Source organism: Marinobacter sp. (genome assembly GCF_965229985.1).
In the GTDB taxonomy this organism is placed as follows: Bacteria; Pseudomonadota; Gammaproteobacteria; order Pseudomonadales; family Oleiphilaceae; genus Marinobacter.
Genome location: NZ_OZ245935.1, coordinates 278,578 through 304,448, shown reverse-complemented (window position 1 = coordinate 304,448; position 25,871 = coordinate 278,578). Strand labels below are relative to the sequence as shown.

Here is a 25,871-nt window from a genome sequence, read left to right as displayed (position 1 = left end):
CCTCGTTAACCCCTGAGCTCGAGGTCTTCCCGAATAACCTCCGGATGGCGAAAAGCAATCTCGACGAGCGCCTTTGCCGGCCCGGAAGGTTTACGTCGCCCCTGCTCCCATTCCTGCAACGTACGTGGAGAAATATGGAGTACCTCGGCAAACTCTCGCTGTGTAAGGCCAGTCTTGCCACGCGCCTCTGCGACCTCATTTGGCTCTACAAGACTGACGCGCGCAGCGTTGCCCGCTTTCATTTTTTTCACAGATTGAAGCAGCTTGTTGCCAAGTTCCTCAGCACTCAGAGTCTCATTACTCATTTTCCAATACCTTACGAATCGACTTCAGGATATGCGCGGGCATGTTCTCCTTGACGGACTTTTGCGAGGTGGAAGTTGGAAGGGTTAACGCCGCTGACACGAGCTTTTCGGGTGCTCAGCCTTTTTATGCATAGCTATAACTCATCAAAGTGAGGAACTGAATGGACCAAGTTTCTCGTGAACATTTCGATAGGCGAAAAGGAGAGATCTACAACATTTCTCCTAACCCGGACTCCGACATTGTAAGCGCCTTTTTCACACGAAAAGTAGTCTCCACCGAAAGGCTCATCTAGCTTTTTCAGCCCATCAATAGGGTGACCCCCGACATAGATCAGGCCACCGTCGCAGACCAGCGTCAAACTCAGCTCTTTCTCAGTAGTTAGCCTCGGATTTTTTCCGTGGACGAGAACCTCGAAGTAGCCATCATAACCGGTGGACAAGAAAATTCCGTTGCCCCTATTTATTTCTGTAAGTAGCGCATCATCCTCTACCCACCAAGTTTCCTCGTCGCGGAATCGGTGTTCTAATGCTTTCGGATCAAAAATAGAAATTAGGGCTACATCTGTGGCAACTTTAAAGGCAATGAGATGCTCTTTATGTATCACTGAGCTCAAACTCAGAGGCGGAATTGCGCTGCCCACCGAGCCTGGATTTTTGACAGAAGGACTTGGGGCGGAGTTTACCCCCGATGGAGCCACTACCGAATAGATTGAGGCGGATCCCGCAATAACAGTGAAAACTAAACCAAACAGCCATACCAAAGGCTGCTTCTTGTGCTCTGGACAAAACCATCTCCAGTGCCCCTTTCTTAAGCACCGATTGAGGTTCTTTGTCCGTCCAATACATTGTCTCATTGGAATCATCGTGGTGCCTACCGCCAGCGGTAATGGGCGACAACGAAGCGCAGGAAGTGCAGCGTGGACTTCCCCCAATAAAGTGGACACGCCCCATTAATTGATTCCTTCGAACTCTATCGGAGTCCGGTAACCAAGGCCACTATGCAGCCGTTGGCAGTTATAAAAGCACTCAATATAGTTACTTATATGTTTCCGTAATTGCCGCATCGTCACGAAGCTAGTGGCGTGCAGCAACTCGCCCTTCAGTGTCTTGAAGAAGGACTCCACCTCGGCATTATCCGTGCACTGTCCTGGGCGGTTCATGCTGTGCCGTACCCGGTACTGATTCAGCAGAGCCTGGGTCTTGTGGGCGCGATATTCGATACCACGATCCGTATGGAACAACAGGCCTGAGGCTGGTTTCCTGTTCGTGAAGGCCTCCCGGAGCGTGGACCTGGCGAAATCCGCGCTCAGGTTCTCACCTAGTCGCCAACTGATGATGCGTCGGGAATACAGATCCAACACCACCGCCAGAAACACGTATTTCTTACCCAGCTTGATGTAGGTGACATCGCTGCTCCATTGCAGATTCGCTGCGGCCGGTTTGTCGGCCTCCAGTCGATGATTAGGCAGGGCTTTCAGGTCTTCCCTGAGCTTCTTCATTCGGCGATATACTCGAGCAACACGGGCTTTCATTCCCCATTCTCGCATGACCCTCGCAACCCGATTCTCACCCACAATCAGGCCCTCTTTACGAAGAGCCTGATAGACTCTGGGGCTGCCATAACGGCCCTTACTGCCGTCATAGACTCTGCGGATCTTCAAGAGCAAATCAGCATTCTCAGCAGCTCTCTGGCCGGGCTTGCGGTTTGCCCAGGCGTAGTAGCCAGACCGCGAGATGTTCAGGTGACGACACAGCGACTTTACTCCGTGCTGTCCCCGGTGTTTCCAGACGAATCTGAACGCTTCCGTCGTTCCTCTGCCTGAAAACGTTGAAACTTTTTTAGGATGTCATTTTCCTCCTGAAGCTCCGCTATCCGGCGTTTCAGACGATTGATCTCATCCCGTTCCTTCAATAGCTCTTTGGCGCCCGCTGGTGCTTTCTTGACCCGCTTCATGGCGAACTTCCCTTCCCGGTATTCCTTTCGCCAGCGTGACAGCATGAAGGGGTGAATATCCAGCGCCTCGGCCACCCCTTTTACACTTCGGTGGGGCTGGTAGCTCCACTCCACCGCTTTGACTTTGAACTCAATGCTGTACCTTTGGGTCTTCTTCCCCGTGTTCATTGCAGGCATCGTTCTTCTCCTGTTGAGGAGTTATCGATGCGTGTCTACTGAAGTGGGGGAAGTGCAGCGTCCCGTTGACCGCCTTGTTAGCGTCTTTGAATCGGGATAGCATACTTGTATCGTCACTTGCGGAGGCCTCATGACTACCGAAACATTAGACCACCTACGCTCCCAGATTTCGACTCTCTCCGAGTCGGAGCGTGCAGCGCTGGCTCGGGAGCTAATCATGAGCCTGGACGGCCCTCGTGACGACTCAGTCGAACAGGCTTGGAACGATGAAATTGTTCGCCGTGTGTCCAAGGTCAAAAGCGGAAAAGCCACGTTGCTCAGCCGTGAAGAATTTCGATCAAAGATGCGAGCAAAGTTAGGCCAGTAACAGTGCGAACAGTAAGGATACTGGAAGAGGCCTCGCAGGAAGCAATAGAGGCGGCAGCATGGTATGAATATGAGCAGCCTGGACTCGGAGCCGAGTTTTTTGCTGCTGTTGATGCTGCCATCGACGTTATTGAAGAAGACTTCATTCCCTTATCACTTCTCCCGCAAGAAGCCGGCGATACCGGTGCGAGGCGCTTGATTCTGGAGCGTTTCCCATACGATATAGTCGCCATTGAGCTTCCAGAAGGAGCTGTAGTCATTGCCGTTGCTCACCACTCCCGAAAACCTGGCTATTGGCGGAAACGCATTAAGCCCTAACGCCCGCCATCATCGGTGACAAAATCCCAGCGAAGCGGAGGTTTTGGCATTCGGCGCATGGTCTGGTTATGTGCTACTTCAGGCTGCAACAAGCTTCTTCACGTTGAGCTCTTTGCGATGTTGTTCGGCATGCCAGAGTGCATATTGCGACTGCTATTTCAGCCAGCTTTTTGCCGAAGTATCGAAAGCAATAGAGAGCCTGATGGTGGGGCGGATCAGGAACTGGAAACTGTCGATGGGACAGCGACGGAAACCAGGTTCCGCCGCAGTTCGGGTTATTGCATGTCGTTGAACGCAGCGTCGGTTCTCGCTGCCAGGATAAAGTCGTTTTTGTGCAGGCCGCCGATTTCGTGGCTCCACCAGCTGACTGCGACTTTGCCGTACTCCAGCACAATCACAGGGTGGTGGTCTTCCTCTTCGGCGAGTTCGCCAATCTTGTTGGTGAACTCCAAAGCTTTTATAAAGTTTTTGAGCTTGTAGACCTTGTGAAGCTGTTCTTCACCGTCAATTTCCAGAATTTCCCAGTCTGGAACATCTTTGTGCAGCTGCTGCTTTTCTTCCTCGGTGGCCTTTGGTGCGTTCGGGCTGCAGGCTTCACAGCTGTGTGCTTTCAGGTCACTCATTTCAACCTCCATGGTTGATGGCTGTACTACAAGCGTGGGTCGTGCCCTTCGCTTTATCAACCCTTCTCTTGAAATCCGGCCACTTTCAGAATACTGTATATTTAAACAGTATTTTGAGAGTTTTCATCATGAGCGAGCTTCTGAACACGCTGATGCAGGATGCCCGTGTCTGGCAGGGGCACCGCCACACCCAGACCACACAGCCGGCGGAGCCCACCGGTTACCAGGTGCTGGATAACCAGCTCGGTGGCCTGGGCTGGCCCCGGGGTGCCTTGAGCGAATGCCTGCTGGATGCACCGGGTATTGGTGAGCTGCATTTGCTTCTGCCGCTGATGCAACGGGTGTGCGAAGAAGGCAAAAGTGTGTTCTGGCTGAACCCGCCGCATACGCCCTATGCCCCTGCCCTGGCCCGGGAAGGCGTCAACCTGGACCAGGTGGTGCTGATCCATACCGACGATGAGGGCGACTTTCTGTGGACACTGGAGAACTGTCTGCGTTCACCAGTAACAGGCCTGGTCATGGCCTGGCCGGGCAAGCTGGCCTCACGGGAAGTCCGTCGCCTGCAACTGGCCGCCGAAGCCGGGAGCAATGTGTGTGTGCTGTTCCGGGAACGATGTTACGCCGGGCAGAATTCTCCGGCTGCCCTGCGGCTGGAGCTGGAACCGGGGGAGCAGCAGGATCTCAAGGTGAATGTGCTCAAGCGCCGGGGTAGCTGGCCCGGGCAGCGCTGTTCACTGGCCATGGCCCAGCGGGCCGATCTCTCCTTCCGTGAAACCACCCGGGTTGTCCGGGGCCCCTGGTCGGGTTCAACCGGGTAATAACGCTCCATGCTCTGGCTGTATCTGCATTTCCCGCACCTGGTGCTGGACCATATTCGGCGCACCCGTGAAGATGAGGGCGCCCTGGTGGTGGTTGAAGGCTCTGGCCAGAAGGTGATCCAGGCCTGCCCGGACGCCAGGAGCCAGGGTATTCGTAGCGGCATGCGCCTGAAAACCGCCATCAGCCTGGCGCCGGATCTGGGCATGGTGCGGGCCGATGAAACCCAGGAAGCCAGGATTCTGGAAGATCAGGCCCGCTGGCTGTACCGCTATGCGGCCCATATTGTGTTGGTGCCGCCCGATGGTCTGCTGGCCGAAATTGGCAGCCTTCAAAAACTGTATGGCGGGCTGCCCGCCGTTTGGCAAACCGTGGAACAGGGGCTGAATGAGCGCCAGCTGAATGCCTGGATCGGTATTGGCTATACCCCTTTGTCGGCCCGGCTGATTGCCCGCGCCGGCAAGGGGGAATGCACGGCAGACAAAGGCCACATTCTTCGAAGCCTGAGCCAGATGCCCCTGCTGGCAGCGGAATTCAACGAGAAAGCCTGTACCCGTTTGCAGCGCCTGGGGCTGAACACGTTGGGGGAGGTGTTTGATTTACCGCCCGGCGAACTGGCACGGCGTCTGTCTCCAGAGCTTCTGGCTTACATCCAGAAAATCCAGGGCACCCGGCCAGATCCCCGCACGCCCTGGCAGCCGCCCCACTCGTTTCGGCAACAGGCGGATTTTGTGCAGGAAATAGAACACACCCAGGGGCTGCTGTTTCCGCTCCAGCGCATGCTTGTCGAACTGGAAGAGGATCTGTGCTGGCGCCAGCAGGATACCGACAGCCTGCGGCTGGTTCTGAAGCACCGGCATGCGGAACCAACCCGGCTGCAGATTCGCACATCCGGGCCGGAGCACCGGGCCGATCATTTCCTGAACCTGGTTCGTCTGCGGCTGGAGCAACATTCCCTGAGCGCCCCGGTTATCTCCATGGTTTTGCTGGTGAAGCATTTCCTGTCACGGGAAGCACCCTCCGGGCAGGATCTGCTGGGTGAAACCCAGGATCTGAATGAAGCCTGGCATACCCTGATCAGCCGGCTGCAGGCGCGTCTGGGCGATCAGGCTCTCAGGCAGCTCTCGCCCCAGGCAGATCATCGTCCCGAACGGGCCTGGTCGGCCTCGGAAGTTCTGCGTAAAACCGGAACGCCGCTAGTACCGGCAGCAGAACTGCCCAGGCGGCCGCTCTGGTTGTTGAAAGGCCCGCAACCGCTGACCGAGGCGCCCGTTACCTGGTTTTCCGGGCCTGAGCGCATCAGCGGTGGCTGGTGGGATGGCCAGCGCGTGCACCGAGATTATTACATTGCCCAGTTGAGCAGCGGCCAGTTGGCCTGGGTCTTCCGGGATGCCCGGGAAGGCTGGTTTGTGCATGGGTGGTTTGGCTGATGTCCGGGAATCAGTATGCAGAGCTGTTTTGCTTCAGCAATTTCACCTTCCTCACCGGGGCCTCTCATCCCCACGAACTGGCTGAGCGAGCGCATGAGCTGGGCTACACCGCCCTGGCCATCACCGATGCCTGCTCCGTTGCCGGCATTCCCCGGGCCTGGGCGGCGCTGGCAGAAAGTCCTGTAAAACTCATTACCGGCAGCTGGTTTGAGTTGTCGGATGCCCCCGCCGGCGCCACTTCTCCTCGTTTTATCCTTCTGGCCCGCACGCGCAAAGGCTATGGCCAGCTTTGCCAGTTGATCACTACCGGCCGCCGTCGGGCTGAGAAAGGCCATTACCAGCTGTTTTACCGGGACATTGAAACCCACACCCTGGATGACTGCCTGTGCCTGTGGCTGCCCCCATCGCCTACTGAAGCGGATTCCGACCAGGCGCTGGCCTGCGGCGAGTGGCTGGCCCGCCTGTTTGATCCCCAGATCTGGATTGCCGCGGCCCGCACCCTGGAATCCGGCGAGGAGCAGCGGCTGGCGCGGATACACTGGCTGGCCGATCAGTTGCGCATTCCCGTGGCTGCCGTGGGCGAGGTGCACATGCACAGCCGGGAGCGCCAGCCGCTGCAGGATGTACTGACAGCCCTGCGCAATCACACCAATCTGGAGAATGCCGGCCACTGCCTGTTCCAGAATGGCGAGCGATACCTGCGTCCCCTGCCCGTTCTGCAACGGCTGTTTCCGGAAGCCTGGCTGCATGAAACCCTGGCCATTGCCAGCCAGTGCACCTTCGAGCCCGGCAGCCTGCGCTATGAATACCCGCCAGACCTGGTGCCGGAGGGTGAAACTCCGGCCGGCTACCTGAAACGGCTGACCCGCGAAGGCGAGCGCCGGCGTTACCCGGATGGCACACCACTGCAGGTTCAGAGCCTCATCCGAAAGGAGCTGGGCCTGATCTCGGAGATGAACTACGAGCATTACTTCCTCACCATCCATGACATTGTGGACTTTGCCCGCAGCCGTGGGATTCTCTGCCAGGGCCGGGGTTCGGCGGCCAACTCCGCGGTCTGCTACTGCCTTGGCATAACCGAGGTGAACCCGGACCGGGTGGAACTGCTGTTCGAGCGGTTTATTTCCAAAGACCGGAACGAGCCGCCCGATATCGATGTGGATTTCGAGCACGAGCGGCGTGAAGAGGTTATCCAGTATATCTACCGGCGCTATACCCGTGAGCGCGCCGCCCTGGCTGCCACGGTGATCCGTTACCGGCCCAAAAGCGCCATTCGGGATGTTGGCAAGGCCCTGGGGTTTGATCCGGCCCTGGTGGAACAGCTGCTGGAAGGCATCGACTGGCGGGACAAGGCCACCAACTGGCGCCAGCAGATTCTCGACAAGAAAATCACCCGCAACCCACAGGTGGCGGACCAGTTCTTCACCCTGGTCAATACCCTGCTGGGCTTCCCCCGGCATCTGTCCCAGCACGTGGGCGGTTTCGTGATCAGCGCCGGGCCACTGGCCGAACTGGTGCCGGTGGAGAACGCTGCCATGGCCGACCGCACCGTAATCCAGTGGGACAAGGACGACCTTGAGAGTCTGGGGCTGATGAAGGTTGATGTGCTGGCCCTTGGCATGCTCTCCGCCATTCGAAAAGCGCTGGAACTGATCAGCGATGAAAAAGGCCAGCCTTTCCGGATACAGGACATTCCCCAGGAAGACCGCGACACCTACGCCATGCTTCAGACAGGCGACAGCATCGGGGTTTTCCAGGTGGAGTCCCGGGCCCAGATCAACATGCTGCCCCGCCTTAAACCGGAAACCTATTACGACCTGGTGATCGAAGTGGCCATCGTGCGGCCGGGCCCCATCCAGGGTGACATGGTGCACCCGTACCTGCGCCGCAAGCACGGCCTGGAGCCGGTGGATTACCCGAACGATGCCGTGCGCAAGGTGCTGGAGCGCACCCTCGGCGTGCCCATCTTCCAGGAACAGGTGATCAAACTGGCCATGGTGGCGGCCGGCTTCTCCGCCGGCGAAGCCGACCGGCTCCGCCGAGCCATGGCCGCCTGGAAATCCCACGGCGACCTGACCCCATTCCGGGAAAAGCTGGTCACCGGTATGCTCGAGCGTGGTCACGATGCCGACTTCGCCGAACGGCTGTACCAGCAGATCTGCGGCTTTGGCGGCTATGGCTTCCCCGAATCCCACGCCGCCAGCTTTGCCCTGCTTGTCTACGTCTCCGCCTGGATCAAGCGGCACTATCCGGCGGCGTTTTACTGTGCCCTGCTGAACAGCCAACCCATGGGGTTCTATTCGCCTTCACAACTGGTGCAGGACGCCCGGCGCCACAATGTCACCGTACTGCCACCAGATGTGAATGCCAGCCAGTGGGACCACACCCTGGAAGGTGAAGAACGCCATCTGCGCCTGGGCCTTAGAATCATCCAGGGCCTGTCCATTCATGGCGCCGAGCGTATCCACCAGAACCGGCCAGCCGAGGGCTACCGCTCTGCCAGCGAGCTTCGCCGCCTGGCCGCACTCAACCAGCGGGATATGGAACTACTCGCCGGGGCCAACGCCATGCCGGCATTCGCCGCCAACCGCCACCAGGCGTACTGGCAACTGCTCGACCATGAACAACCTGCTGAGCTATTCGCTCAGGAAACGGCGGTCGACTACCAACCGGACTACTGCCAGCAACTACCAGAACCCTCGGAAGGCCAGAACGTGCTGGCCGACTACGCCAGCCAGGGCCTCACTCTGCAGCGTCACCCACTGGCGTTACTGCGGGAACAGGGCCACCTGAATTTCTGCCTCAGTGCCGAGCAACTGAAAAGTACCAAAGCCGGCATTCCGGTTCAGGTCGCCGGCCTCGTCACCGGCCGCCAGCGCCCTGGCTCCGCCTCCGGCGTCACCTTCGTCACTCTGGAAGACGAAACCGGTAACGTGAACGTGGTGGTGTGGCTGGAGACGGCGCGGCGGCAGCGCAAGCCGTTACTGACCGCCCGGTTGTTGCATGTGAAGGGAGTGCTGGAGCGCCAGGGGGATATTGTGCATGTAATGGCGGGAAGACTTTCGGATCTTAGCCATCTGATCCAGTCATTGCCGGTCAATTCACGAAATTTTCACTAGACACAAAAAACCCCGCACCAAGGCGGGGTTTTCGGGACTGCGGCGAACGAATCAGCCCAGAAGCTTGATCATCACACCGGCAGCAACCGCAGAGCCGATAACACCGGCCACGTTCGGGCCCATGGCGTGCATCAGCAGGAAGTTCTGCGGGTTGGCTTCCAGACCAACCTTGTTGGACACCCGCGCTGCCATCGGCACCGCAGATACACCGGCAGAACCGATCAACGGGTTGATCTGCTCCTTGCTCAGCTTGTTCATCAGCTTCGCCATCAGAACACCGCAGGCGGTACCAATACCGAAGGCAACGATACCCAGGCCGAGGATACCCAGAGTCTGGCCGTCCAGGAACTTGTCAGCCATCAGCTTGGAACCAACAGACAAGCCCAGGAAGATGGTCACGATGTTGATCAGGGCATTCTGGGCAGTGTCGCTCAGACGCTCAACCACGCCACACTCGCGCATCAGGTTACCGAAGCAGAACATACCCAGCAGCGGCGCCGCATCCGGCAGGAACAGTACCACTGCAATCAGTACCACCAGCGGGAAAATGATTTTTTCCTGCTTGCTGACCGGGCGCAGCTGGCTCATCTTGATCTTCCGCTCTTCCGCAGAAGTCAGCGCCTTCATGATCGGCGGCTGAATCATCGGTACCAGCGCCATATAGGCGTAGGCAGAGACCGCGATGGCACCCAGCAGGTGCGGAGCCAGAACACTGGATACGTAGATGGACGTCGGGCCATCCGCGCCACCGATGATACCGATGGCAGCCGCTTCCAGGATGTTGAACTCCAGAACGCCGGTCCAATCCAGCAGCGCAGCACCGATCACAGTACCGAAGATGCCGAACTGAGCAGCAGCACCCAGCAGCAGGGTCTTGGGGTTGGCAAGCAACGGGCCGAAGTCCGTCATCGCACCTACACCCATGAAGATCAGCAGAGGCCCGATGGTGCTGCCGATAACCACGGAGTAGAAGTTATAGAGCATGCCATTGCCATAGCCGAAGTCCTGGGCAAGGGAGTTCGCCGCCGCCATTTCGGAGTAGCTGGCCTCTTTCACAGCCACCTTGAAGGCTTCCTTCAGCTCAGGCGTTACTGCCTGCCCGGCCTGATAGGCCACATCCAGGGGCGCGGCCAATGCGGCCAGAACCTGCGTTGCTTCGTTCTTCAGAGCGAAGTGGATAGCATTTTCCGCCGCAGTCAGGGCCAGGCCTGCCTCCGGAATATTCGCCAGAATGCCGCCGAACCCGATGGGTACCAGAAGCAACGGCTCGAATTTCTTGTTGATCGCAAGATAGAGGAGCAAGAGGCCGATGGCGATCATGATCACCTGGCCGATCTCGATGTTGAACAGGCCACTACCTGTCCAGAGTGTCATTAATTTTTCCATGGAATGCTGGCCCTTTATGCGATTGTCAGCATTTCATCATCAGGAGAGACGGCATCACCGACCTTGATGAAGACTTCGCCGATAGTGCCGGCTTTCGGCGCGCGAACCTCGGTTTCCATTTTCATGGCTTCGAGGATAATCATCACATCGCCCTCTTCCACGGTGTCACCCGGTGAAACCAGGACCTTGAAGATGTTGCCGCCAAGCGGCGCAACTACAGGCTCACCTTCACCTGCTGCAGGTGCCGGAGCCGAGGAAGCTGCCGGTGCGGAAGCCGCACCACCCTCGCCCTGAATCTGGGTGATCTCGCCACCTTCGGAAACGGCAACAACAAACTTCTTGCCATTCACTTCAACGGTGTAGGTCTCGGGTCCTTCAGACTTCTTGGCCGGAGCTGCGCTTTCAGCGGTCGGAACCGGCTCGAACGCATCCGGGTTGCCACGGTTTTCCAGGAACTTCAGACCAATCTGCGGGAACAGCGCGTAGGTCAGAACGTCATCTACGGTGTTTTCCGCCAGCTTGATATCTTTCTCTTCGGCGAGCTTCTGAAGCTCTTCGGTCAGCTTGTCCATTTCCGGCTCAAGCAGATCCGCCGGACGACAGGTAACGGGCTCTTTGCCGTCCAGAACACGCTCCTGCAGTTCCTTATTCATGGGCGCCGGTGCAGCACCGTATTCGCCTTTAAGGATTGCCGAGGTCTCTTTGGAGATGGACTTGTAGCGCTCGCCGGTCAGAACGTTCAGTACCGCTTGGGTACCCACGATCTGGGAAGTCGGCGTTACGAGCGGAATGAAGCCCAGGTCTTCACGAACCTTGGGAATCTCGTCCAGAACCTGATCGAACTTGTCGCTGGCGTTCTGCTCACGCAGCTGGTTTTCCATATTGGTGAGCATGCCACCCGGTACCTGGGCAATCAGGATTCGGGAGTCGGTGCCACGCAGGCTGCCTTCGAACTTCGCGTACTTCTTCCGCACCTGGCGGAAATATGCGGCAATTTCTTCGAGCAGGTTCAGATCCAGGCCGGTATCACGGTCCGTGCCCTCAAGAATCGCAACCACGGCTTCGGTGGGCGAATGACCGTAGGTCATACTCATTGAGGAAATGGCGGTGTCCACGTTATCAATACCGGCTTCCGCAGCCTTGATGGCGGTAGCGGTAGACATGCCGGTGGTGGCGTGGCACTGCATGTGAATGGGGATGTCCAGCTCTTTCTTCAGACGGCTGACCAGGTCAAAGGCCACGTACGGCTTGAGAATACCGGCCATGTCCTTGATCGCGATGGAGTCCGCGCCCATGTCGGCGACCTCTTTCGCCAGCTCGACCCACATCTCGATGGTGTGCACCGGGCTTGTGGTGTAGGCAATAGTGCCCTGAGCATGCTTACCTGTCTTACGTACGGCCTTGATGGCGCGATCCAGGTTACGGGGATCGTTCATCGCATCAAAAATACGGAACACGTCGACGCCATTCTCGGCGGCACGCTCACAGAAACGGTCAACCACATCATCCGCGTAATGACGATAGCCCAACAGGTTCTGGCCGCGCAGAAGCATCTGCTGCTGGGTGTTGGGCATGGCTTTTTTCAGCTCACGGATGCGCTCCCAGGGATCTTCGCCCAGGTAGCGGATGCAGGAATCAAAGGTAGCGCCGCCCCAGGACTCCAGGGACCAGAAACCGACCTTGTCGAGTTTCTCGGCAATAGGCAGCATGTCATCCAGCCGCATACGGGTGGCAAGCAGGGACTGGTGGGCGTCACGCAGGATAACGTCCGTAATCCCCAGCGGTTTCTTTGTGTCAGTCATCGTGTCAGCCTTCTGTTTAAAGGTTCTAGTCTTTTACCGGGTCACTTCTTGTGGCGCGACCGGAATTGTGCAATCGCCTTCTTGATGGCCTCGGCGGTGTCAGGGTCAACCGACGCGGGCGCCTTCGGCTTGGCACGTGGCGTTTTGGCCGGGGTTGCCGGCTCTGGCGGCGCAAACCGTCCTATCAGTTTGGACATGAGGAGTGTCGCGAACACCAGAATAATCAGGAACACGAACACAAACCCCATTCCGGCAATCATCAGATCGACGGCTTGTGACATCAGGTCATTCATATCGAACAGCTACCTGTATTGATTTTATGTTTCTCCCGAACGTTGCCCGGACTGACCAGTTAGACTAAGGTCTAACAGCCTTCCGCCACAATTCGGGGGGGCAAAATCCTGCGTAATTTACCGTTTTCAGGGCCCTCGGGCAACCTGAATACAAAAATCTATACGGGGTTTCCGAGCGTCGCGGCCCGAAAAGACACGTATTTATACAGACGAAGCAATTCTCATTCAGGCATATCGGACGCGTATTTTCCGGCCTTTGACCTTGCCACTTTCAAGCCTGGACAGAGCCTTACCTGCCAGTGATTTTTCAACCGCCACAAAACACTGATGGTCGAACAGGTCGATCTTGCCAACGGCCTTTCCGGGCAGACCCGCCTCACCGGTTAACGCACCCATAACATCCCCGGGACGAATCTTGTCCTTGCGGCCACCAGCAATACACAGGGTTTTCATAGCCGGAGCAACTGGCTTCAGGGGCGTCGCCAGAAGAGCCTCCGTGTCTCCCCAGTCCACGTTGTGCCCTCTTTCGGATTCAATGCGACTGATCTTGTGGCCCTGGGCCGGTGTACAGAAGGTAACGGCGTGGCCCTGCTCCCCTGCCCGGCCGGTGCGCCCGATGCGATGAGTATGAACTTCGGGATCTCTCGCGGGTTCAGCATTGATGACTAACGGCAGAGACTTGATATCAAGGCCTCGGGCAGCCACATCGGTGGCAACCAGAATGGAGCAGCTCTGGTTACCAAAGCGCACCAGCACGCTGTCGCGTTCCCGCTGCTCCAGGTCTCCATGCAGCGGCAGTGCGGAAAACCCGCGCTCACCCAGCTCCTGCGCCAGTTCGTCGCACTGCTGTTTGGTGGTACAGAAAACGATACAGGACTCAGGCTCTCGCTGGGAAAGCAGTGCCACGATGGCATCCGATTTGGATTGCGGCGACACTTCGTAGAACAATTCTTCGATGTCGGGATTATCACCGGCTTCCTCAGCGCGAACATCTACCGGGCTTTTCTGATACTGCTTGCTCAGTTCACGAATGGGCGCGGGCCAGGTCGCCGAGAACATCATGGTCTGGCGAGAGGGCGGCGTCTCGGAGAGGATATCTTCCATTGCTTCCTGAAAACCCATGTCCAGCATCCGGTCCGCCTCATCAAGCACCACGGTTTTCAGACGTGCCAGCGAGAGGGTCTGCTTGCGCAGGTGGTCCTGAATCCGGCCCGGCGTTCCAACCACAATATGTGCACCATGGCTGAGCGACCCGATCTGCGGTCCGATGGCAACACCACCACACAAAGTCAGTACCTTGATGTTATCCCGGGCCCGCGCCAGCTCCCGGATGGCCTTGGCCACCTGGTCTGCCAGTTCACGGGTTGGGCATAACACCAGCGCCTGAACCGCAAACAGCCGGGGATTTAGCCGCTCAACAAGACTGATGCCAAAGGCGGCCGTTTTGCCGCTACCGGTTTTGGCCATGGCGATGATGTCTTTCCCGGCCAGTCCCGGTGCAAGGGCCTTCTCCTGAATCTCAGTGGGCTTGGCAAAACCCAGTTGATCGAGGTTCGAGCGCATGGCAGAGGACAGGCCGAAGTCATTGAAAGAAGACATAGAAGAAAATCCCGGAATCAGCGGAAGCTGGTTATGAAGGCAATAATGAGGGCGTATACTAGGCCGAAATGATACCAGAATCTGCAACGAAAGAATGGAGTTACTAATGGCATCCCTGCAGGATCAATTGCTGAAAGCCGGCCTTGCCGACGAGAAAAAGGCCAAGGCCATTCGCAGCGAAAAGCGCAAGAAGAGAAAGCAGCAACCCAAGGGCGCTGTCGAGGTGAACGAGGCCGAGATCCGGGCTCGCCAGGCCCGGGAAGAAAAAGCCGAACGGGATCGCCAACTCAACCTGGAGCGCCAGCGCACTGCCGAGAAAAAAGCTATTCAGGCCCAGATCCGCCAGTTGGTGGAAACTAATCGACTGGATCGCAGCCGGGGCGAAACCTCATATCAGTTTGTCCATGACAAGAAGATCAAGAAGCTTTTCGTGGACGACACCATGGTGGACCAGCTCTCCCGCGGCCGCCTCGCGATCGTTTTTGTGAACGACAGTTACGAGATCGTGGCTGAAGGCGTTGCCCGCAAGATCATGGAACGGGATGGCAGCGCCGTTGTCGTGCTCCATGACCGCAAGAAAGACGATGTGGGAGAGGACGACCCCTACGCGGGCTACGAAATTCCTGATGACCTGATGTGGTAAGCAGCTGAGCTGGTTCTGATAGCAATCAGAACCAGCAACCCACCATTTCGTATCACGTTAAAAAACACCCGGTAATCATCTGTTACTGTAAAGTTCTGGAATACCCTGCCGTAAAACCTCTTAATATAAGTCAAATAAAAGCCACCTTTACTCTTCCAGGCGTATCAAAAGTCCTTTTTTCTGGTCCCAGGCCAAAATCGAGACGCTATCGAAGTTGGGCCGGCAAACCTCACACCCGTCAGGAACACAGAAACAATGCGTTTTTCAGAGCTCTTCAACAACATGACTATCCGAACCAGGCTGGCCGGAGGATTTGCCATCCTGCTCATTCTGACCATTCTGGTAGGCCTGGTTGGCGACCGCGCACTGGATAGTTACAGCCAGCGGTCAAACATTGTTGCCATGCTCGGGCAGGTGAACACCAATCTCACCGAGGCCCGGGTTGAAGAGAAGAACTTCCTTCTGACCGGCGAAGCACAAGCTGTCACCAGAACCCAGGCCCAGGGCGACCGGGTTCTGGAGCTGATCAGTGACATCAAGCCATTACTTGCAGTGCCCAAAGATATCGAAACGCTAGGCCAGATTCAGGCCGACGTAAAAAACTACCAACAGCTGATGGAACAGGTTGAGACAAACATCGGCGAGCGCGAGGAGGCGCTTGAGCGACTGGAAACCAGCGCGCGCATTTTTGGATCCTCTTTAAAGGCCCACAGCTCTTTGTTCTTTGCTTCGGCCATTTTCGAAGACATGCGTCGATCCGAGCGAAAGTTTCTTATCGATCACGACGATGCAAGCGTGAAAGCCTACCTTGATGACGCCAAACGGGTTCAGGGTCCCCTTAAGTCAGCAGCGATAACAGCCGAGGAAAAGGAGCAGATTAACGAGGCTCTCGATACTTATGTCTCTGAATTTCGAAACGTTGTGGATCTTACCAATGCCGGAAAGCAATTTTCAGATGACATGGTTAGCACGGCGAGGAGCGCCATCGAATCGGCAAACAACCTTCGGGCACTTCAGGCCGAAAAGATGGAAGCTGACAGGCAGCAGGCGTCCTGGCTGATTTTTGGCGCCACCGGCATCGCCCTGGTGCTCGGCATCCTGATGGCTTACCTGATTACCCGCGCCATCGTTTCCCCCGTCAATCAGGCCGTGAACATTGCGTCCGAAGTTGCCTCTGGCAACCTGACCGTGGACATCAAGGCAAGCGGTACCAACGAGATTGGTCGGCTGATGGCCGCTCTGGCGACCATGGTAACCAGCCTCAGGGAATTGGTCAGAAGCATTGAATCAGGGGCGTCCAACATCGCCGCCTCTGCCGAGGAGCTGTCAACGGTTACCAGCCAGACCAGCGACGGCATCAACCGCCAGAAACAGGAAACCGACCAGGTTGCCACGGCCATGAACGAAATGACCGCAACCGTTGGCGAAATCGCCCGCAGCGCCGAACAGGCATTCTCTGTAGCCACAGACGCCGCCAGCCAGGCAAGCGATGGTGAACGGGAAGTACGGGAAACGGTCAATCAGGTGAACAACCTGGCCCATGAAGTCAGCCAGAGCATGGAAACCATCCAGGGATTGCAGAAGGAAACCGCCAACATCGGAACAGTCCTGGATGTCATCAAATCGGTCGCCGAACAGACCAATCTGCTGGCCCTCAACGCCGCTATTGAGGCAGCCCGAGCTGGCGAGCAGGGTCGCGGCTTTGCCGTTGTGGCAGATGAGGTACGCTCACTCGCCCAGCGGACCCAATCGTCCGCCCAGGAAATCGAGACGCTGGTGACATCGCTTCAAAGCAGTGCCGGCAACTCGGTATCCGCCATGGAGTCCAGCACCACCATGGCCTCAAACACCCTCGAGCGCGCCACCGCAACCGGGGCAACCATTGAACGCATTGCCCGGGCCGTGGAGGACATCAAACAGTACAACAGCCAGATTGCCACAGCCTCCGAGCAGCAGACATCGGTGGCTGAGGAAATCAATCAGAACATTACCAGCATCCGCGACGTGACCGATCAGTCCGCCGCCTCATCGAACCAGACCGCCAGCTCCAGTAGCGAACTGGCGAGGCTCGGGAGTGACCTGCAGAATCTGGTTTCCCGATTCCGACTGTAACTGGCAAACCTGCTATCTACTCATCCCGATTCCAGTACACCCGAACCAGGTTCGATTCCTTAGTGTACTGGATGTCCAGCTCACCGTCGTAGGCTCGCTCAATCGCTTCCCCGGCACCCCGGGGAAGATGAAGATCGGTGAACCGAACGATCAACTCTCCCTCCGGACCATCTTCAATACCCATAAGACGTTTCATCGGGTGCTCGGCTTTTTCTTCCTCAACCTTGTTATGGATGAGTTTCAGGATTTCATCCCGGTGTTTACCCAGGAACCCTCCAGAGAGCGTGAGAATCCCGGCCGGCATATCATCCCTGATCCGCTCACAGGCGGGGCACATCATCTCGTGAGCCGCTCCACCCGGTTGGTCCGCCCACTGCCAGCGCCCTTTATGGAAAACAGCGCCGCAACCAGGGCACGTGGTGGGCTCCCTGGGCTTGCTTCGAGCCACGTATGGGTCGTGAACTTCCTCTTTGAGGAGTCTGTCTCCGCGCCCGCGTCCCGCTACATCCCCATCCTTGCCGCTCATATCATTGCTCCCTTCGCTATTAACGGATTGCCCGGGTTCACTGAAGCTTGTGGCGATCAAAGATTTCCCGAACCTCACGCTCGGTTTCCGCAGGCACAATAACCTTGACTAGCTTGGCATCTTCGTCAATGTAGATGTTGTCCCGAGGAATGCCGGTTGCGATCAAATCATCCCAGGTGTTCTTGGCCTGGTCACGATCCTGATAGGCGCCATTGACTGTTTTGCTCATGAGTGAAACCTCCTGTTTGCTTTCCATTTCCTTACATCTGAAAGAATAGGCAGGCGGGAGGGAGTTGTGCAAATATTGATCAACGGAAAATTGACTGAGAGCAAAACTGGAAGGGTAAAGCAAAACGCCTCAGCCTGTGGGGTGCACAAACTGAGGCGCTTTGGTCTTTATTTGGCGCGGCTGGGAGGATTATTCGGGCCTTCGGCCCTCACCCCTTCGGGGTCGCCGTCGCGCGGCTCCGGCGTTCCTCAACCCACTACGTGGGTTTCGGTCGAACCTCTTATCGGTTCAAATCCTTTCAGACTCCGAGATTTGCAAATAAAAAACCCCGCACAAGGCGGGGTTCTTTATTTGATATGGCGCGGCTGGGAGGATTCGAACCTCCGACCGCCTGGTTCGTAGCCAGGTACTCTATCCAGCTGAGCTACAGCCGCTTAAAACTTGTTGCAGGTTGATCGATGGCGCGGCTGGGAGGATTCGAACCTCCGACCGCCTGGTTCGTAGCCAGGTACTCTATCCAGCTGAGCTACAGCCGCACATTGATCACTTGCTGTGGTTGAGTGCTACCTCAACCTGTCTCGCTTTTCCCAGAAGGAAAATGGCGGAGAGGGAGGGATTCGAACCCTCGGTACGATTGCTCGTACGGTTCCTTAGCAGGGAACTGGTTTCAGCCACTCACCCACCTCTCCTTGAGAACGGGGCGTATACTACCATAATTTTTCTGTTTTCATAGGGTTGACACGAGATTTTTCGGGCCCGCTTCCCCACACCATCAAAAAAGCCGTTCAGGTTTCCCTTGAACGGCTTTCTGTCTCTCAGCTGTTGCCGGGCTCGGGCTCTTCAGAGCCTTTTTCCGACTGGATCCGCTGGTAGATTTCTTCACGGTGTACCGCGACTTCCTTCGGGGCATTGACGCCAATGCGCACCTGATTGCCTTTCACTCCCAGGACGGTGACGGTGATATCGTCGCCGACCATCAGAGTTTCGCCCACGCGGCGAGTCAAAATCAACATATCCCTTACTCCCTATCCAGAGCTACCTGTTCCGATAAATGGTTTTTTGATCTATTTATTGCTTTTATAGTGGGATCACTTACTGAGCTGTAGACGCACATTCCCTTATACGGTGTGCGTTTGTCATAGGCTCAGTATATGATGCCCTTTTTTCGGAGGCCCCGCAGACCGACCTTTTATCTGCGGCTTTCAGGCCTCTTCCGATACCGCGGGCTTGTCCAGTTCAAATGCACTGTGAAGCGCGCGAACCGCAAGCTCAAGGTATTTCTCGTCGATCACCACGGAAATCTTGATTTCTGACGTGGAGATCATCTGAATGTTGATGCCCTCGTTGGACAGCGCCTCGAACATCTGTGTTGCCACACCAGCGTGGGAACGCATACCGACACCCACGATGCTGACCTTGGCAATCTTGCTGTCGCCGGCCACTTCACGGGCACCAAGTTCATCGGCCACCCTCTGGAGCACCTCTTTCGCCCGCTTGAAATCGTTACGGTGCACGGTGAACGTGAAGGCAGTGCGGTTATCCTCGCCCACGTTCTGCACGATCATATCAACTTCAATGTTAGCGTCGCTCACCGGCTTCAGAATACGCAGCGCGCTACCCGGGGTGTCCGGTACGCCGGCAATGGTCAGTTTGGCTTCATCACGGTTAAAAGCGATGCCGGAAACAACCGGTTGTTCCATGGCGTTTTCATCCTCAAGAGTAATCAGGGTGCCTTCGCCTTCCTGGAAGCTGGAAAGAACCCTTAATGGAACGTTGTATTTACCTGCAAATTCTACCGAGCGGATCTGGAGCACTTTCGAACCAAGGCTCGCCATTTCAAGCATTTCCTCGAACGTAATCCGTTCAAGCCTGCGCGCAGTGTCTACAACCCTTGGATCGGTTGTGTAGACACCGTCAACGTCAGTGTAGATCTGGCATTCATCGGCCCTGAGGGCTGCGGCAAGAGCCACCGCCGTGGTATCCGATCCGCCCCGCCCAAGCGTGGTGATGTTTCCACTTTCGTCGATTCCCTGGAATCCGGCAACCACCACCACTCGGCCCGAATCCAGATCTTCGCGCATGCGCTGCTCATCGATCTGTTTGATCCGCGCCTTGGTGTGGCTGCTGTCCGTGAGAATTCGGACCTGGGAGCCAGTGTAAGAACGCGCTTCACAGCCACGCTTCTGCAACGCCATGGACAGGAGCGCGATCGTTACCTGCTCACCGGTGGAGACCAGCACGTCCATCTCACGGGGCGTCGGCTCCTCCATGATGTTATTGGCCAGGGCGATCAACCGGTTGGTTTCACCGCTCATGGCGGAAACCACGACAACAACATCATGACCTTCCTTACGGAAACGGCACACCTTGTCGGCTACCGCTTCAATACGTTCGGTTGTTCCAACCGATGTGCCACCAAATTTCTGAACCAACAGAGCCATTGTTTTCCCAATATCCGAAACGGGGACTCACAGCGGAGCGATGCTCCGCCAATTAAGACAAACGGGCGGGATTATAAACCCCAGCCCGCCCACAAAAACAGTTGCTTAAGCGATATTTTTCTCGACCCAACCGGCGACACCGGCCAGGGCGTCCTCCAGCTTGGACGGATCGTTACCACCGCCCTGAGCCATATCGGGTCGTCCCCCGCCCTTACCGTCGACCTGAGCCGCCAGATGTTTCATCAGATCCCCGGCCTTGATCCGGTCAGTGGCGGACTTGGTTACGCCGGCAACCAGAGTTACCTTGCCATCTTCCACGCTGGCGAGAACCACGACACCTTCGCCCAGCTTGTTTTTCAGCTGATCGGCCGTTTCCATCAGGGCCTTGCGGTCAGCGCCTTCCAGCTCGGAAGCCACCACCTTGAGCCCGGCAACATCAACAGCAGTGCTGGCCAGATCGGTACCTGCAGAAGAGGCGAGTTTTGCCTTCAGGGCATCCACTTCCTTCTCGAGCTGTCGGTTGCGGTCAATGGTTTGCTGAACCTTTTCAATCACAGACTCGCGGGAACCTTTCACCAGACGCGCCGCTTCCCGAAGGGTCCGCTCGGTACCGTCAATCCAGTCCAGCGCGCCCATGCCGGTAACCGCTTCAATACGACGCACACCGGATGAAATACCACTTTCTGAGGTAATACGGAAAAGGCCAATGTCACCGGTGCGGGAAACATGAGTACCGCCGCAGAGTTCAACAGAGTAGTTGTCGGTACCCATGCTGAGCACCCGTACCACATCCCCGTATTTTTCACCGAACAACGCCATGGCACCCTTCTCCCGGGCCTTTTCCATGTCGGTAATTTCAGTCTGTACCGGGCTGTTTTCCAGGATCTGCTCGTTCACCTGGCGCTCAATCTCGCGAAGCTGCTCCGGAGTAACGGCCTCGAAATGGGAGAAATCGAAACGCAGTTTATCCGGGTCCACCAGTGAACCTTTCTGGCTGACGTGCTCACCCAGCACCTTGCGCAAGGCTGCATGCAGCAGGTGGGTGGCGGAGTGGTTACGCTTGGTACGCTCGCGGCGGGCGTGATCAATCCGCGCATCAACTTCCAGCCCCGGGAACAGCTCGCCTTCGATCAGAGTACCAAGGTGCAGGTGGTTATCCCCTTCCTTGCGTGTATCCGTCACCTTGAACCGGCCACCACTCCACGTCAGCAGGCCGGTATCACCAACCTGACCACCGGATTCGGCGTAGAACGGCGTGCGTTCAAGCACCACAACGGCTTCATCGCCGGCTTCGGCGGTCTTCTCTTCTCCGTTGACAATGACCGCGCGGATTTTCTCGTGGCCGTCAATGTGCTCGTAACCGGTGAACTCGGTCTTGCCCTCGAGTTGCAGGCCGGCGGCGTTGTAGTCGATACCAAATTTACTGGCTGCCCGGGCACGCTCGCGCTGAGCTTCCATGGCTGTCTCATAACCTTCGTAATCCAGCGTCAGGCCGCGCTCACGGGCAATGTCGTTGGTCAGGTCGACCGGAAAACCATAAGTGTCATACAGCGTGAAGATGGTCTCGCCCGGAATCTCGCTGCCCTTGAGCTCGGCGATGTCCTGCTCAAGCAGGCGCAGGCCCTTGTCCAGGGTCTTGGCAAATTGCTCTTCCTCCTGCAGCAACACCTTTTCAATCTGTTTACGGCTGCTGACCAGTTGCGGGAAGGCATCGCCCATCAGCTCGCACAGGGCGCCGGTGAGCTTGTAAAAGAAGGGGCCGGTTGCACCCAGCTTGTTACCATGGCGCGCCGCACGACGGATGATCCGGCGCAGCACAAAACCGCGGCCCTCGTTGGACGGCATCACGCCGTCCGCGATCAGGAAGGCACAGGAGCGAATGTGGTCGGCAACAACACGCAGCGACGCTTCGGTCGTTGCCGCGCCACCCAGAATCTGAGAGGCGGCTGCCAGCAAATCCTGGAACAGATCAATCTCATAGTTGCTGTGCACACCCTGCAAAACCGCGGTGATTCGCTCCAGCCCCATGCCCGTGTCAACAGACGGCTTGGGCAGCTTCAGCATCTCACCGTCGGCGGTGCGGTTGTACTGCATGAACACCACGTTCCAGATTTCGATGTAGCGGTCGCCGTCCTCTTCCGGTGATCCGGGAGGTCCACCAGCGACATCCGGGCCGTGATCGTAGAAGATTTCGGTACAGGGTCCACAGGGACCGGTGTCCCCCATCTGCCAGAAGTTGTCAGAGGCGTAACGGCCGCCCTTGTTATCGCCAATCCGGACGATACGGTCTGCCGGCACCCCAATTTCCTTGTTCCAGATATCGAAGGCTTCGTCATCTTCGGCGTAAACGGTTACCCAGAGTTTCTCCTGGGGCAGGTTCAGCCAATTCTCACCGGTAAGAAATGTCCAGGCGTAGTTGATCGCTTCCCGCTTGAAGTAGTCGCCAAAACTGAAGTTGCCCAGCATCTCGAAAAAGGTGTGGTGACGGGCGGTGTAGCCGACGTTTTCGAGGTCGTTGTGCTTGCCGCCAGCGCGGACACATTTCTGGGTGGAGGTTGCCCGGGTATAGTCACGCTCCTCGCGACCCAGGAACAGGTCCTTGAACTGGTTCATTCCCGCATTCGTAAACAACAATGTGGGGTCGTCCGCAGGTACCAGCGAACTACTTGGAACAATGGTGTGACCTTGCTGCTTGAAATAATCGAGGAATGCCTGTCGCAACTCTGCGGTTTTCATAGCCCTTTGATACCTTTCCAGAAACCCGGCGGAAATGCCGCCCGGTCCACGATTGAATACGAATACTTACATGCTTGTGCAAATCCGCTACTCTAGCACACGCCGAGAACAGGAAAAACGTGAAACATCACAGGAGATTCCATGCCCCGACGCTTCCATGACGCCGAGGAACTATTCCCACCAGCCACTGCCCTTAAACGCGCCCTTGCCATTATTTACGACGGTTTGATCAGCATCGCCGTGCTGCTTGTCGCTACCTGGGGATACACCATGGTGGCCGGCTGGATTACGGGCTGGGACCGCTACGAGCAAATGGCCGAGTCCGGCCAGCTTTCCGGGGACCCAGGCCTGACATTCACCCTGTTTCTGGTTCTTTATCTGTTCTTTGGATATTTCTGGACTCGCATCGGCCAGACCCTGGGGATGCAGGTGTGGCGGATCCGCATTGAAAACATTGACGGCACGTCAGTGAGCTGGACCAAGGCGCTCAGACGCTATGTGACGGCGGCTGGGGTGATCTTCCTGACCCTGCTGGGCAGCTACTATTTCGGAGCGGCCACTCTGTTCCTGAGCATCCCGGCAATTGTCGCACTGTTCTATCCGATTAACGGCCTTTCGGTTACTGATCGCCTGTCCGACAGCGTCGTTGTCTCGGTTCCGAAGGAAACCGCAACGAAAAAGCGCGCGGCGAAGTAACCACAGAGGGCCAGGGCGGGCCCGCTAGCCGGCCCGTCGCATCAAGATAGCCCCCACAACGGCATTCACTGCGATTGGCACCAGTACCGCCAGCATCGGGTTAAAGCCGTAAACCAGACTCATCGGCCCCAGCAGATCCTGCATGTATTTGAAGAGCAACCCCACCAACAGCCCGGTAAACACGCGGAACCCCATGGTGACTGATCGCAACGGCCCGAAAATAAAGGATATGGCGACCAGCACCATCACAGCGGTACCCAGGGGCATCAGGGCTTTTTTCCAGAATGCAAGCCAGTAACGGGAGGCATTGAGGTTTTGTTCTCCCAGGTAGCGAGCGTAGGTGAATAAGCCCGTCATGGACAGATTTTCCGGTTTCACAATCAGGACACTCAGAACGCTTGGTGACAGGCCCGTTTCCCACCTCAGGATCTTGTTTTCAGAACGGGTAGTTCTGTCGTCTTCGAACTCAGTGGTGCGCACCTTTTCCAGAAGCCAGTAATCGCCCTGATAGATGGCCCGTTCCGCGAAGCTCGCCGCCAGCAGCTGCCTATCCTCGTCAAAACGGAAGCGAGAAACACCGTGAAGCACGCCATTGGGCTGCACCGCGTTCAGATGAATGTAAACGTTCCCTTCCTTGTGCCAGACCCCGGACGCCGACGCCACATTGGTGCCCGCACCCAGCGCCACGGCCTTGTCGCTCTGCGCCACACGCTCCGCCGGTGGGGCCACGTACTCACCAATCAACACCCCAAGGATGACCACAACCAGAGCCGGCTTCATTGCCGACCAGACAATTCGCTTCAGCGAGACACCGGCCGCCCGGATCACAGTCAGCTCCGATGAACTGGCCATGGAACCCAGCCCCACCAGACAACCCATGAACGCGCCCAGCGGCAGGTAGTCGTAGATGCGGCGAGGCAGAGTCAGGAAGACGTACCAGAGCGCTTCCAGCGTCTGGTAATCATTCCGGGTATCCTCAAGTTCGGCGATAAAGGCGAAGATCAGATCAAGCGACAGCACCACCACCATAACCAGGAACATGGCGCCGCCGACGGTCCGCATTACATAGCCGTCAATCCTGCGCATGGACAGCCCCCTCCCGCATCAACCGCCTGCGATGCAGCCAGTCAGGGCCAAACTGCAACCAGAGGCCAAAACCGATGAACAGGGCATGAACCCAGAGCATGCCGACCCACTCGGGGACCTTGCCCTCGGCCAGCCAGTCCCGGGCCACGATCAGCAAACCCAGGTAGGTGATGTACACGAGCATCGCTGGAAGCAGGTGAAAGAATCTGCCCTGGCGGGGATTCACCCGGCTCAAGCGCACCGCCAGCAAAGTCACTACCGGAACAATCAGCGGGAGCGAAAAGCGCCAGTGCAACAAAGCACGATCCTCAAGCCGGTCTGACTGCATCAGGCTCCAGGTACTGGCCCCCTCTTCCAGCTCGCGGGTTCCAGCCTTGCCGCTCTCGATTTTCAGGCCGTAGGCCTCGAAATCAATAGTGGTGTAATCCAGCTCACCAGCAGCACCCTCGAAGCGGCCACCCTCTTCAAGAATTAAAAAACGGCTTCCGGTTTCAGGGTCCACCAGCTGGGAACCGGAATCGGCTGTGATAATGGTCAGGCCCTGACCGTTGTCAGCGTATTCTGCGATAAAGACGCCCTGCAGGCGGCGCTTGTCCTCGCTCAGGCCTTCGGTGTATGTCACCCGACCGCCCGACGAGAAATCCTGAAAGCGACCCGGCGCCAGCATCTCGAACTCCGTGGCCTTGCGCTGCTCATTAAAGATCTCTTCGACCTGATTCATCCCCCAGGGCGAGACGTAAAGACTCATGGCGCCGACAATAATCATCACGGGGAGACTACCCAGGAGGGTTTTACCCAACAAGGCCTTGTCACTGACACCGCAGGCGAACAACACCGTCATCTCGCTTTCAAGGTACATGCGACCGTAAGCGAGCAGAATGCCAATAAATAGACCCAGTGGCAGTATCAGTTCGAGAAACCCCGGAAAACGGTAAGCCATGATTTCGAACAGAACACCGGCGGAAATGCTCCCCTGGGCAGCACTGTCGAGGTATTTCAGAAAACGGCCGCTCATAAACACCAGCAGCAGGATGCCGGAAACGGCAACCATGCTGATCATGATCTGGCGTATGAGGTAACGGAAAATGATGTTCAAATCGGTCTCTCTGGCCGTATCCGTTGAAACGTGGAGGTCGCTGGGAACTGCGCGTATTCTATGTAACCTTGGTGTCGAATGACAGAGCAGCCGTATTACACCGATACGAAGGCGCGAA

At 57.0% G+C, this 25,871-nt stretch carries 23 protein-coding genes, 3 tRNA genes and 1 pseudogene; 8 read left to right on the top strand and 19 right to left on the bottom strand.

Annotated features, from left to right (window positions below; all coding sequences use genetic code 11):
* Positions 1-5 precede the first annotated feature (5 nt).
* The 4 genes and pseudogenes from ACO06L_RS01370 to ACO06L_RS01355 form a co-directional block, all read right to left on the bottom strand.
* Positions 6-305, bottom strand: coding sequence for a helix-turn-helix domain-containing protein (locus tag ACO06L_RS01370; RefSeq protein ID WP_064230603.1), 300 nt, complete (start codon positions 303-305; stop codon positions 6-8).
* A 134-nt stretch (positions 306-439) separates the two neighbouring features.
* Positions 440-1,249 carry a DUF6386 family protein gene (locus ACO06L_RS01365; protein WP_421845190.1) on the bottom strand — a complete coding sequence of 270 codons (810 nt, stop codon included), beginning with the start codon at positions 1,247-1,249 and terminating at the stop codon, positions 440-442.
* Positions 1,250-1,255: 6 nt separating this feature from the next.
* Positions 1,256-2,080: pseudogene (locus ACO06L_RS01360) on the bottom strand (IS3 family transposase); the annotation flags it as partial.
* Positions 2,065-2,427 (bottom strand): transposase, encoded by a 363-nt coding sequence (locus tag ACO06L_RS01355; RefSeq protein WP_413816187.1) that lies wholly within the window; start codon positions 2,425-2,427, stop codon positions 2,065-2,067. The gene ACO06L_RS01355 and the pseudogene ACO06L_RS01360, both read right to left, overlap by 16 nt.
* A gap of 139 nt (positions 2,428-2,566) precedes the next feature.
* On the opposite strand from ACO06L_RS01355, the gene ACO06L_RS01350 reads away from it, so the two are divergent.
* Both ACO06L_RS01350 and ACO06L_RS01345 read left to right on the top strand, forming a co-directional pair.
* Complete coding sequence (locus ACO06L_RS01350) at positions 2,567-2,803, top strand: addiction module protein (RefSeq protein ID WP_064230601.1); 237 nt, start codon at positions 2,567-2,569, stop codon at positions 2,801-2,803.
* Positions 2,804-2,805: 2 nt separating this feature from the next.
* Positions 2,806-3,120 (top strand): hypothetical protein, encoded by a 315-nt coding sequence (locus ACO06L_RS01345; protein WP_064230600.1) that lies wholly within the window; start codon positions 2,806-2,808, stop codon positions 3,118-3,120.
* Between the two features lie 275 nt (positions 3,121-3,395).
* Here the strand turns inward: ACO06L_RS01345 and ACO06L_RS01340 are convergent, their stop codons facing one another.
* Complete coding sequence (locus ACO06L_RS01340; RefSeq protein WP_064230599.1) at positions 3,396-3,743, bottom strand: 4a-hydroxytetrahydrobiopterin dehydratase; 348 nt, start codon at positions 3,741-3,743, stop codon at positions 3,396-3,398.
* 128 nt (positions 3,744-3,871) lie between these two features.
* On the opposite strand from ACO06L_RS01340, the gene imuA reads away from it, so the two are divergent.
* The 3 genes from imuA to ACO06L_RS01325 are packed head-to-tail and all read left to right on the top strand — an operon-like array spanning position 3,872 to position 9,108.
* A complete protein-coding gene (imuA, locus tag ACO06L_RS01335) occupies positions 3,872-4,561 on the top strand; it encodes a translesion DNA synthesis-associated protein ImuA (protein WP_202348413.1) in 690 nt (229 codons plus the stop codon).
* A gap of 9 nt (positions 4,562-4,570) precedes the next feature.
* A complete protein-coding gene (locus ACO06L_RS01330; RefSeq protein ID WP_202348414.1) occupies positions 4,571-5,989 on the top strand; it encodes a Y-family DNA polymerase in 1,419 nt (472 codons plus the stop codon).
* On the top strand, positions 5,989-9,108 hold the full coding sequence (locus ACO06L_RS01325) for an error-prone DNA polymerase (RefSeq protein WP_202348415.1): 3,120 nt from the start codon (positions 5,989-5,991) through the stop codon (positions 9,106-9,108). Before ACO06L_RS01330 ends, ACO06L_RS01325 begins: the two co-directional genes overlap by 1 nt.
* A gap of 51 nt (positions 9,109-9,159) precedes the next feature.
* On the opposite strand, the gene ACO06L_RS01320 is transcribed toward ACO06L_RS01325, so the two are convergent.
* The 4 genes from ACO06L_RS01320 to dbpA form a co-directional block, all read right to left on the bottom strand.
* Positions 9,160-10,494, bottom strand: a complete 1,335-nt coding sequence (locus ACO06L_RS01320) for a sodium ion-translocating decarboxylase subunit beta (RefSeq protein WP_082905231.1) — start codon at positions 10,492-10,494, stop codon at positions 9,160-9,162.
* A 14-nt stretch (positions 10,495-10,508) separates the two neighbouring features.
* Positions 10,509-12,296 carry a sodium-extruding oxaloacetate decarboxylase subunit alpha gene (oadA, locus tag ACO06L_RS01315; RefSeq protein ID WP_202348416.1) on the bottom strand — a complete coding sequence of 596 codons (1,788 nt, stop codon included), beginning with the start codon at positions 12,294-12,296 and terminating at the stop codon, positions 10,509-10,511.
* A 41-nt stretch (positions 12,297-12,337) separates the two neighbouring features.
* Positions 12,338-12,589 carry an OadG family protein gene (locus tag ACO06L_RS01310; protein WP_008172126.1) on the bottom strand — a complete coding sequence of 84 codons (252 nt, stop codon included), beginning with the start codon at positions 12,587-12,589 and terminating at the stop codon, positions 12,338-12,340.
* Between the two features lie 225 nt (positions 12,590-12,814).
* Positions 12,815-14,188, bottom strand: coding sequence for an ATP-dependent RNA helicase DbpA (gene dbpA / locus ACO06L_RS01305; protein WP_202348417.1), 1,374 nt, complete (start codon positions 14,186-14,188; stop codon positions 12,815-12,817).
* A 106-nt stretch (positions 14,189-14,294) separates the two neighbouring features.
* Between dbpA and ACO06L_RS01300 the strand changes: the two genes are divergently transcribed.
* Both ACO06L_RS01300 and ACO06L_RS01295 read left to right on the top strand, forming a co-directional pair.
* Positions 14,295-14,831 (top strand): DUF2058 domain-containing protein, encoded by a 537-nt coding sequence (locus tag ACO06L_RS01300; RefSeq protein ID WP_064230592.1) that lies wholly within the window; start codon positions 14,295-14,297, stop codon positions 14,829-14,831.
* A gap of 282 nt (positions 14,832-15,113) precedes the next feature.
* Complete coding sequence (locus ACO06L_RS01295) at positions 15,114-16,943, top strand: HAMP domain-containing methyl-accepting chemotaxis protein (protein WP_265103142.1); 1,830 nt, start codon at positions 15,114-15,116, stop codon at positions 16,941-16,943.
* Positions 16,944-16,959: 16 nt separating this feature from the next.
* On the opposite strand, the gene ACO06L_RS01290 is transcribed toward ACO06L_RS01295, so the two are convergent.
* The 8 genes from ACO06L_RS01290 to alaS all read right to left on the bottom strand — a co-directional run bounded on the left by ACO06L_RS01290 (position 16,960) and on the right by alaS (position 22,875).
* Entirely contained in the window at positions 16,960-17,469 is a 510-nt protein-coding gene (locus ACO06L_RS01290) for a BCAM0308 family protein (protein WP_202348419.1), read from the bottom strand.
* 37 nt (positions 17,470-17,506) lie between these two features.
* Entirely contained in the window at positions 17,507-17,698 is a 192-nt protein-coding gene (locus ACO06L_RS01285; RefSeq protein ID WP_104320753.1) for a hypothetical protein, read from the bottom strand.
* Positions 17,699-18,055: 357 nt separating this feature from the next.
* A tRNA-Arg gene (locus tag ACO06L_RS01280) sits at positions 18,056-18,132 on the bottom strand.
* A 25-nt stretch (positions 18,133-18,157) separates the two neighbouring features.
* Positions 18,158-18,234: transfer RNA gene (locus ACO06L_RS01275), tRNA-Arg, on the bottom strand.
* A 63-nt stretch (positions 18,235-18,297) separates the two neighbouring features.
* Positions 18,298-18,387, bottom strand: a tRNA-Ser gene (locus ACO06L_RS01270).
* 126 nt (positions 18,388-18,513) lie between these two features.
* Positions 18,514-18,711, bottom strand: coding sequence for a carbon storage regulator CsrA (gene csrA, locus ACO06L_RS01265; protein ID WP_008172808.1), 198 nt, complete (start codon positions 18,709-18,711; stop codon positions 18,514-18,516).
* Between the two features lie 189 nt (positions 18,712-18,900).
* Positions 18,901-20,139, bottom strand: a complete 1,239-nt coding sequence (locus ACO06L_RS01260) for an aspartate kinase (protein ID WP_064230589.1) — start codon at positions 20,137-20,139, stop codon at positions 18,901-18,903.
* A gap of 105 nt (positions 20,140-20,244) precedes the next feature.
* Positions 20,245-22,875: an alanine--tRNA ligase gene (alaS, locus tag ACO06L_RS01255; protein ID WP_064230588.1), complete on the bottom strand. Its 2,631-nt coding sequence runs from the start codon at positions 22,873-22,875 to the stop codon at positions 20,245-20,247.
* 141 nt (positions 22,876-23,016) lie between these two features.
* Here alaS and ACO06L_RS01250 point away from each other — a divergent pair, with 141 nt between their 5' ends.
* Positions 23,017-23,571, top strand: coding sequence for an RDD family protein (locus ACO06L_RS01250; RefSeq protein WP_064230587.1), 555 nt, complete (start codon positions 23,017-23,019; stop codon positions 23,569-23,571).
* A gap of 24 nt (positions 23,572-23,595) precedes the next feature.
* Here ACO06L_RS01250 and lptG read toward each other — a convergent pair whose 3' ends face one another.
* On the bottom strand, positions 23,596-24,657 hold the full coding sequence (lptG, locus tag ACO06L_RS01245) for an LPS export ABC transporter permease LptG (protein ID WP_064230586.1): 1,062 nt from the start codon (positions 24,655-24,657) through the stop codon (positions 23,596-23,598).
* On the bottom strand, positions 24,644-25,753 hold the full coding sequence (gene lptF / locus ACO06L_RS01240) for an LPS export ABC transporter permease LptF (RefSeq protein WP_202348420.1): 1,110 nt from the start codon (positions 25,751-25,753) through the stop codon (positions 24,644-24,646). Before lptF ends, lptG begins: the two co-directional genes overlap by 14 nt.
* Positions 25,754-25,871: the final 118 nt, after the last annotated feature.

Coding starts and splice junctions, on each gene's coding strand:
- ACO06L_RS01370 (WP_064230603.1), bottom strand. CDS start 305: ATGAGTAATGAGACTCTGAGTGCTGAGGAACTTGGCAACAAGCTGCTT.
- ACO06L_RS01355 (WP_413816187.1), bottom strand. CDS start 2,427: ATGAACACGGGGAAGAAGACCCAAAGGTACAGCATTGAGTTCAAAGTC.
- ACO06L_RS01350 (WP_064230601.1), top strand. CDS start 2,567: ATGACTACCGAAACATTAGACCACCTACGCTCCCAGATTTCGACTCTC.
- ACO06L_RS01340 (WP_064230599.1), bottom strand. CDS start 3,743: ATGAGTGACCTGAAAGCACACAGCTGTGAAGCCTGCAGCCCGAACGCA.
- imuA (WP_202348413.1), top strand. CDS start 3,872: ATGAGCGAGCTTCTGAACACGCTGATGCAGGATGCCCGTGTCTGGCAG.
- ACO06L_RS01330 (WP_202348414.1), top strand. CDS start 4,571: ATGCTCTGGCTGTATCTGCATTTCCCGCACCTGGTGCTGGACCATATT.
- ACO06L_RS01325 (WP_202348415.1), top strand. CDS start 5,989: ATGTCCGGGAATCAGTATGCAGAGCTGTTTTGCTTCAGCAATTTCACC.
- ACO06L_RS01320 (WP_082905231.1), bottom strand. CDS start 10,494: ATGGAAAAATTAATGACACTCTGGACAGGTAGTGGCCTGTTCAACATC.
- oadA (WP_202348416.1), bottom strand. CDS start 12,296: ATGACTGACACAAAGAAACCGCTGGGGATTACGGACGTTATCCTGCGT.
- ACO06L_RS01310 (WP_008172126.1), bottom strand. CDS start 12,589: ATGAATGACCTGATGTCACAAGCCGTCGATCTGATGATTGCCGGAATG.
- dbpA (WP_202348417.1), bottom strand. CDS start 14,188: ATGTCTTCTTTCAATGACTTCGGCCTGTCCTCTGCCATGCGCTCGAAC.
- ACO06L_RS01300 (WP_064230592.1), top strand. CDS start 14,295: ATGGCATCCCTGCAGGATCAATTGCTGAAAGCCGGCCTTGCCGACGAG.
- ACO06L_RS01295 (WP_265103142.1), top strand. CDS start 15,114: ATGACTATCCGAACCAGGCTGGCCGGAGGATTTGCCATCCTGCTCATT.
- ACO06L_RS01290 (WP_202348419.1), bottom strand. CDS start 17,469: ATGAGCGGCAAGGATGGGGATGTAGCGGGACGCGGGCGCGGAGACAGA.
- ACO06L_RS01285 (WP_104320753.1), bottom strand. CDS start 17,698: ATGAGCAAAACAGTCAATGGCGCCTATCAGGATCGTGACCAGGCCAAG.
- csrA (WP_008172808.1), bottom strand. CDS start 18,711: ATGTTGATTTTGACTCGCCGCGTGGGCGAAACTCTGATGGTCGGCGAC.
- ACO06L_RS01260 (WP_064230589.1), bottom strand. CDS start 20,139: ATGGCTCTGTTGGTTCAGAAATTTGGTGGCACATCGGTTGGAACAACC.
- alaS (WP_064230588.1), bottom strand. CDS start 22,875: ATGAAAACCGCAGAGTTGCGACAGGCATTCCTCGATTATTTCAAGCAG.
- ACO06L_RS01250 (WP_064230587.1), top strand. CDS start 23,017: ATGCCCCGACGCTTCCATGACGCCGAGGAACTATTCCCACCAGCCACT.
- lptG (WP_064230586.1), bottom strand. CDS start 24,657: ATGCGCAGGATTGACGGCTATGTAATGCGGACCGTCGGCGGCGCCATG.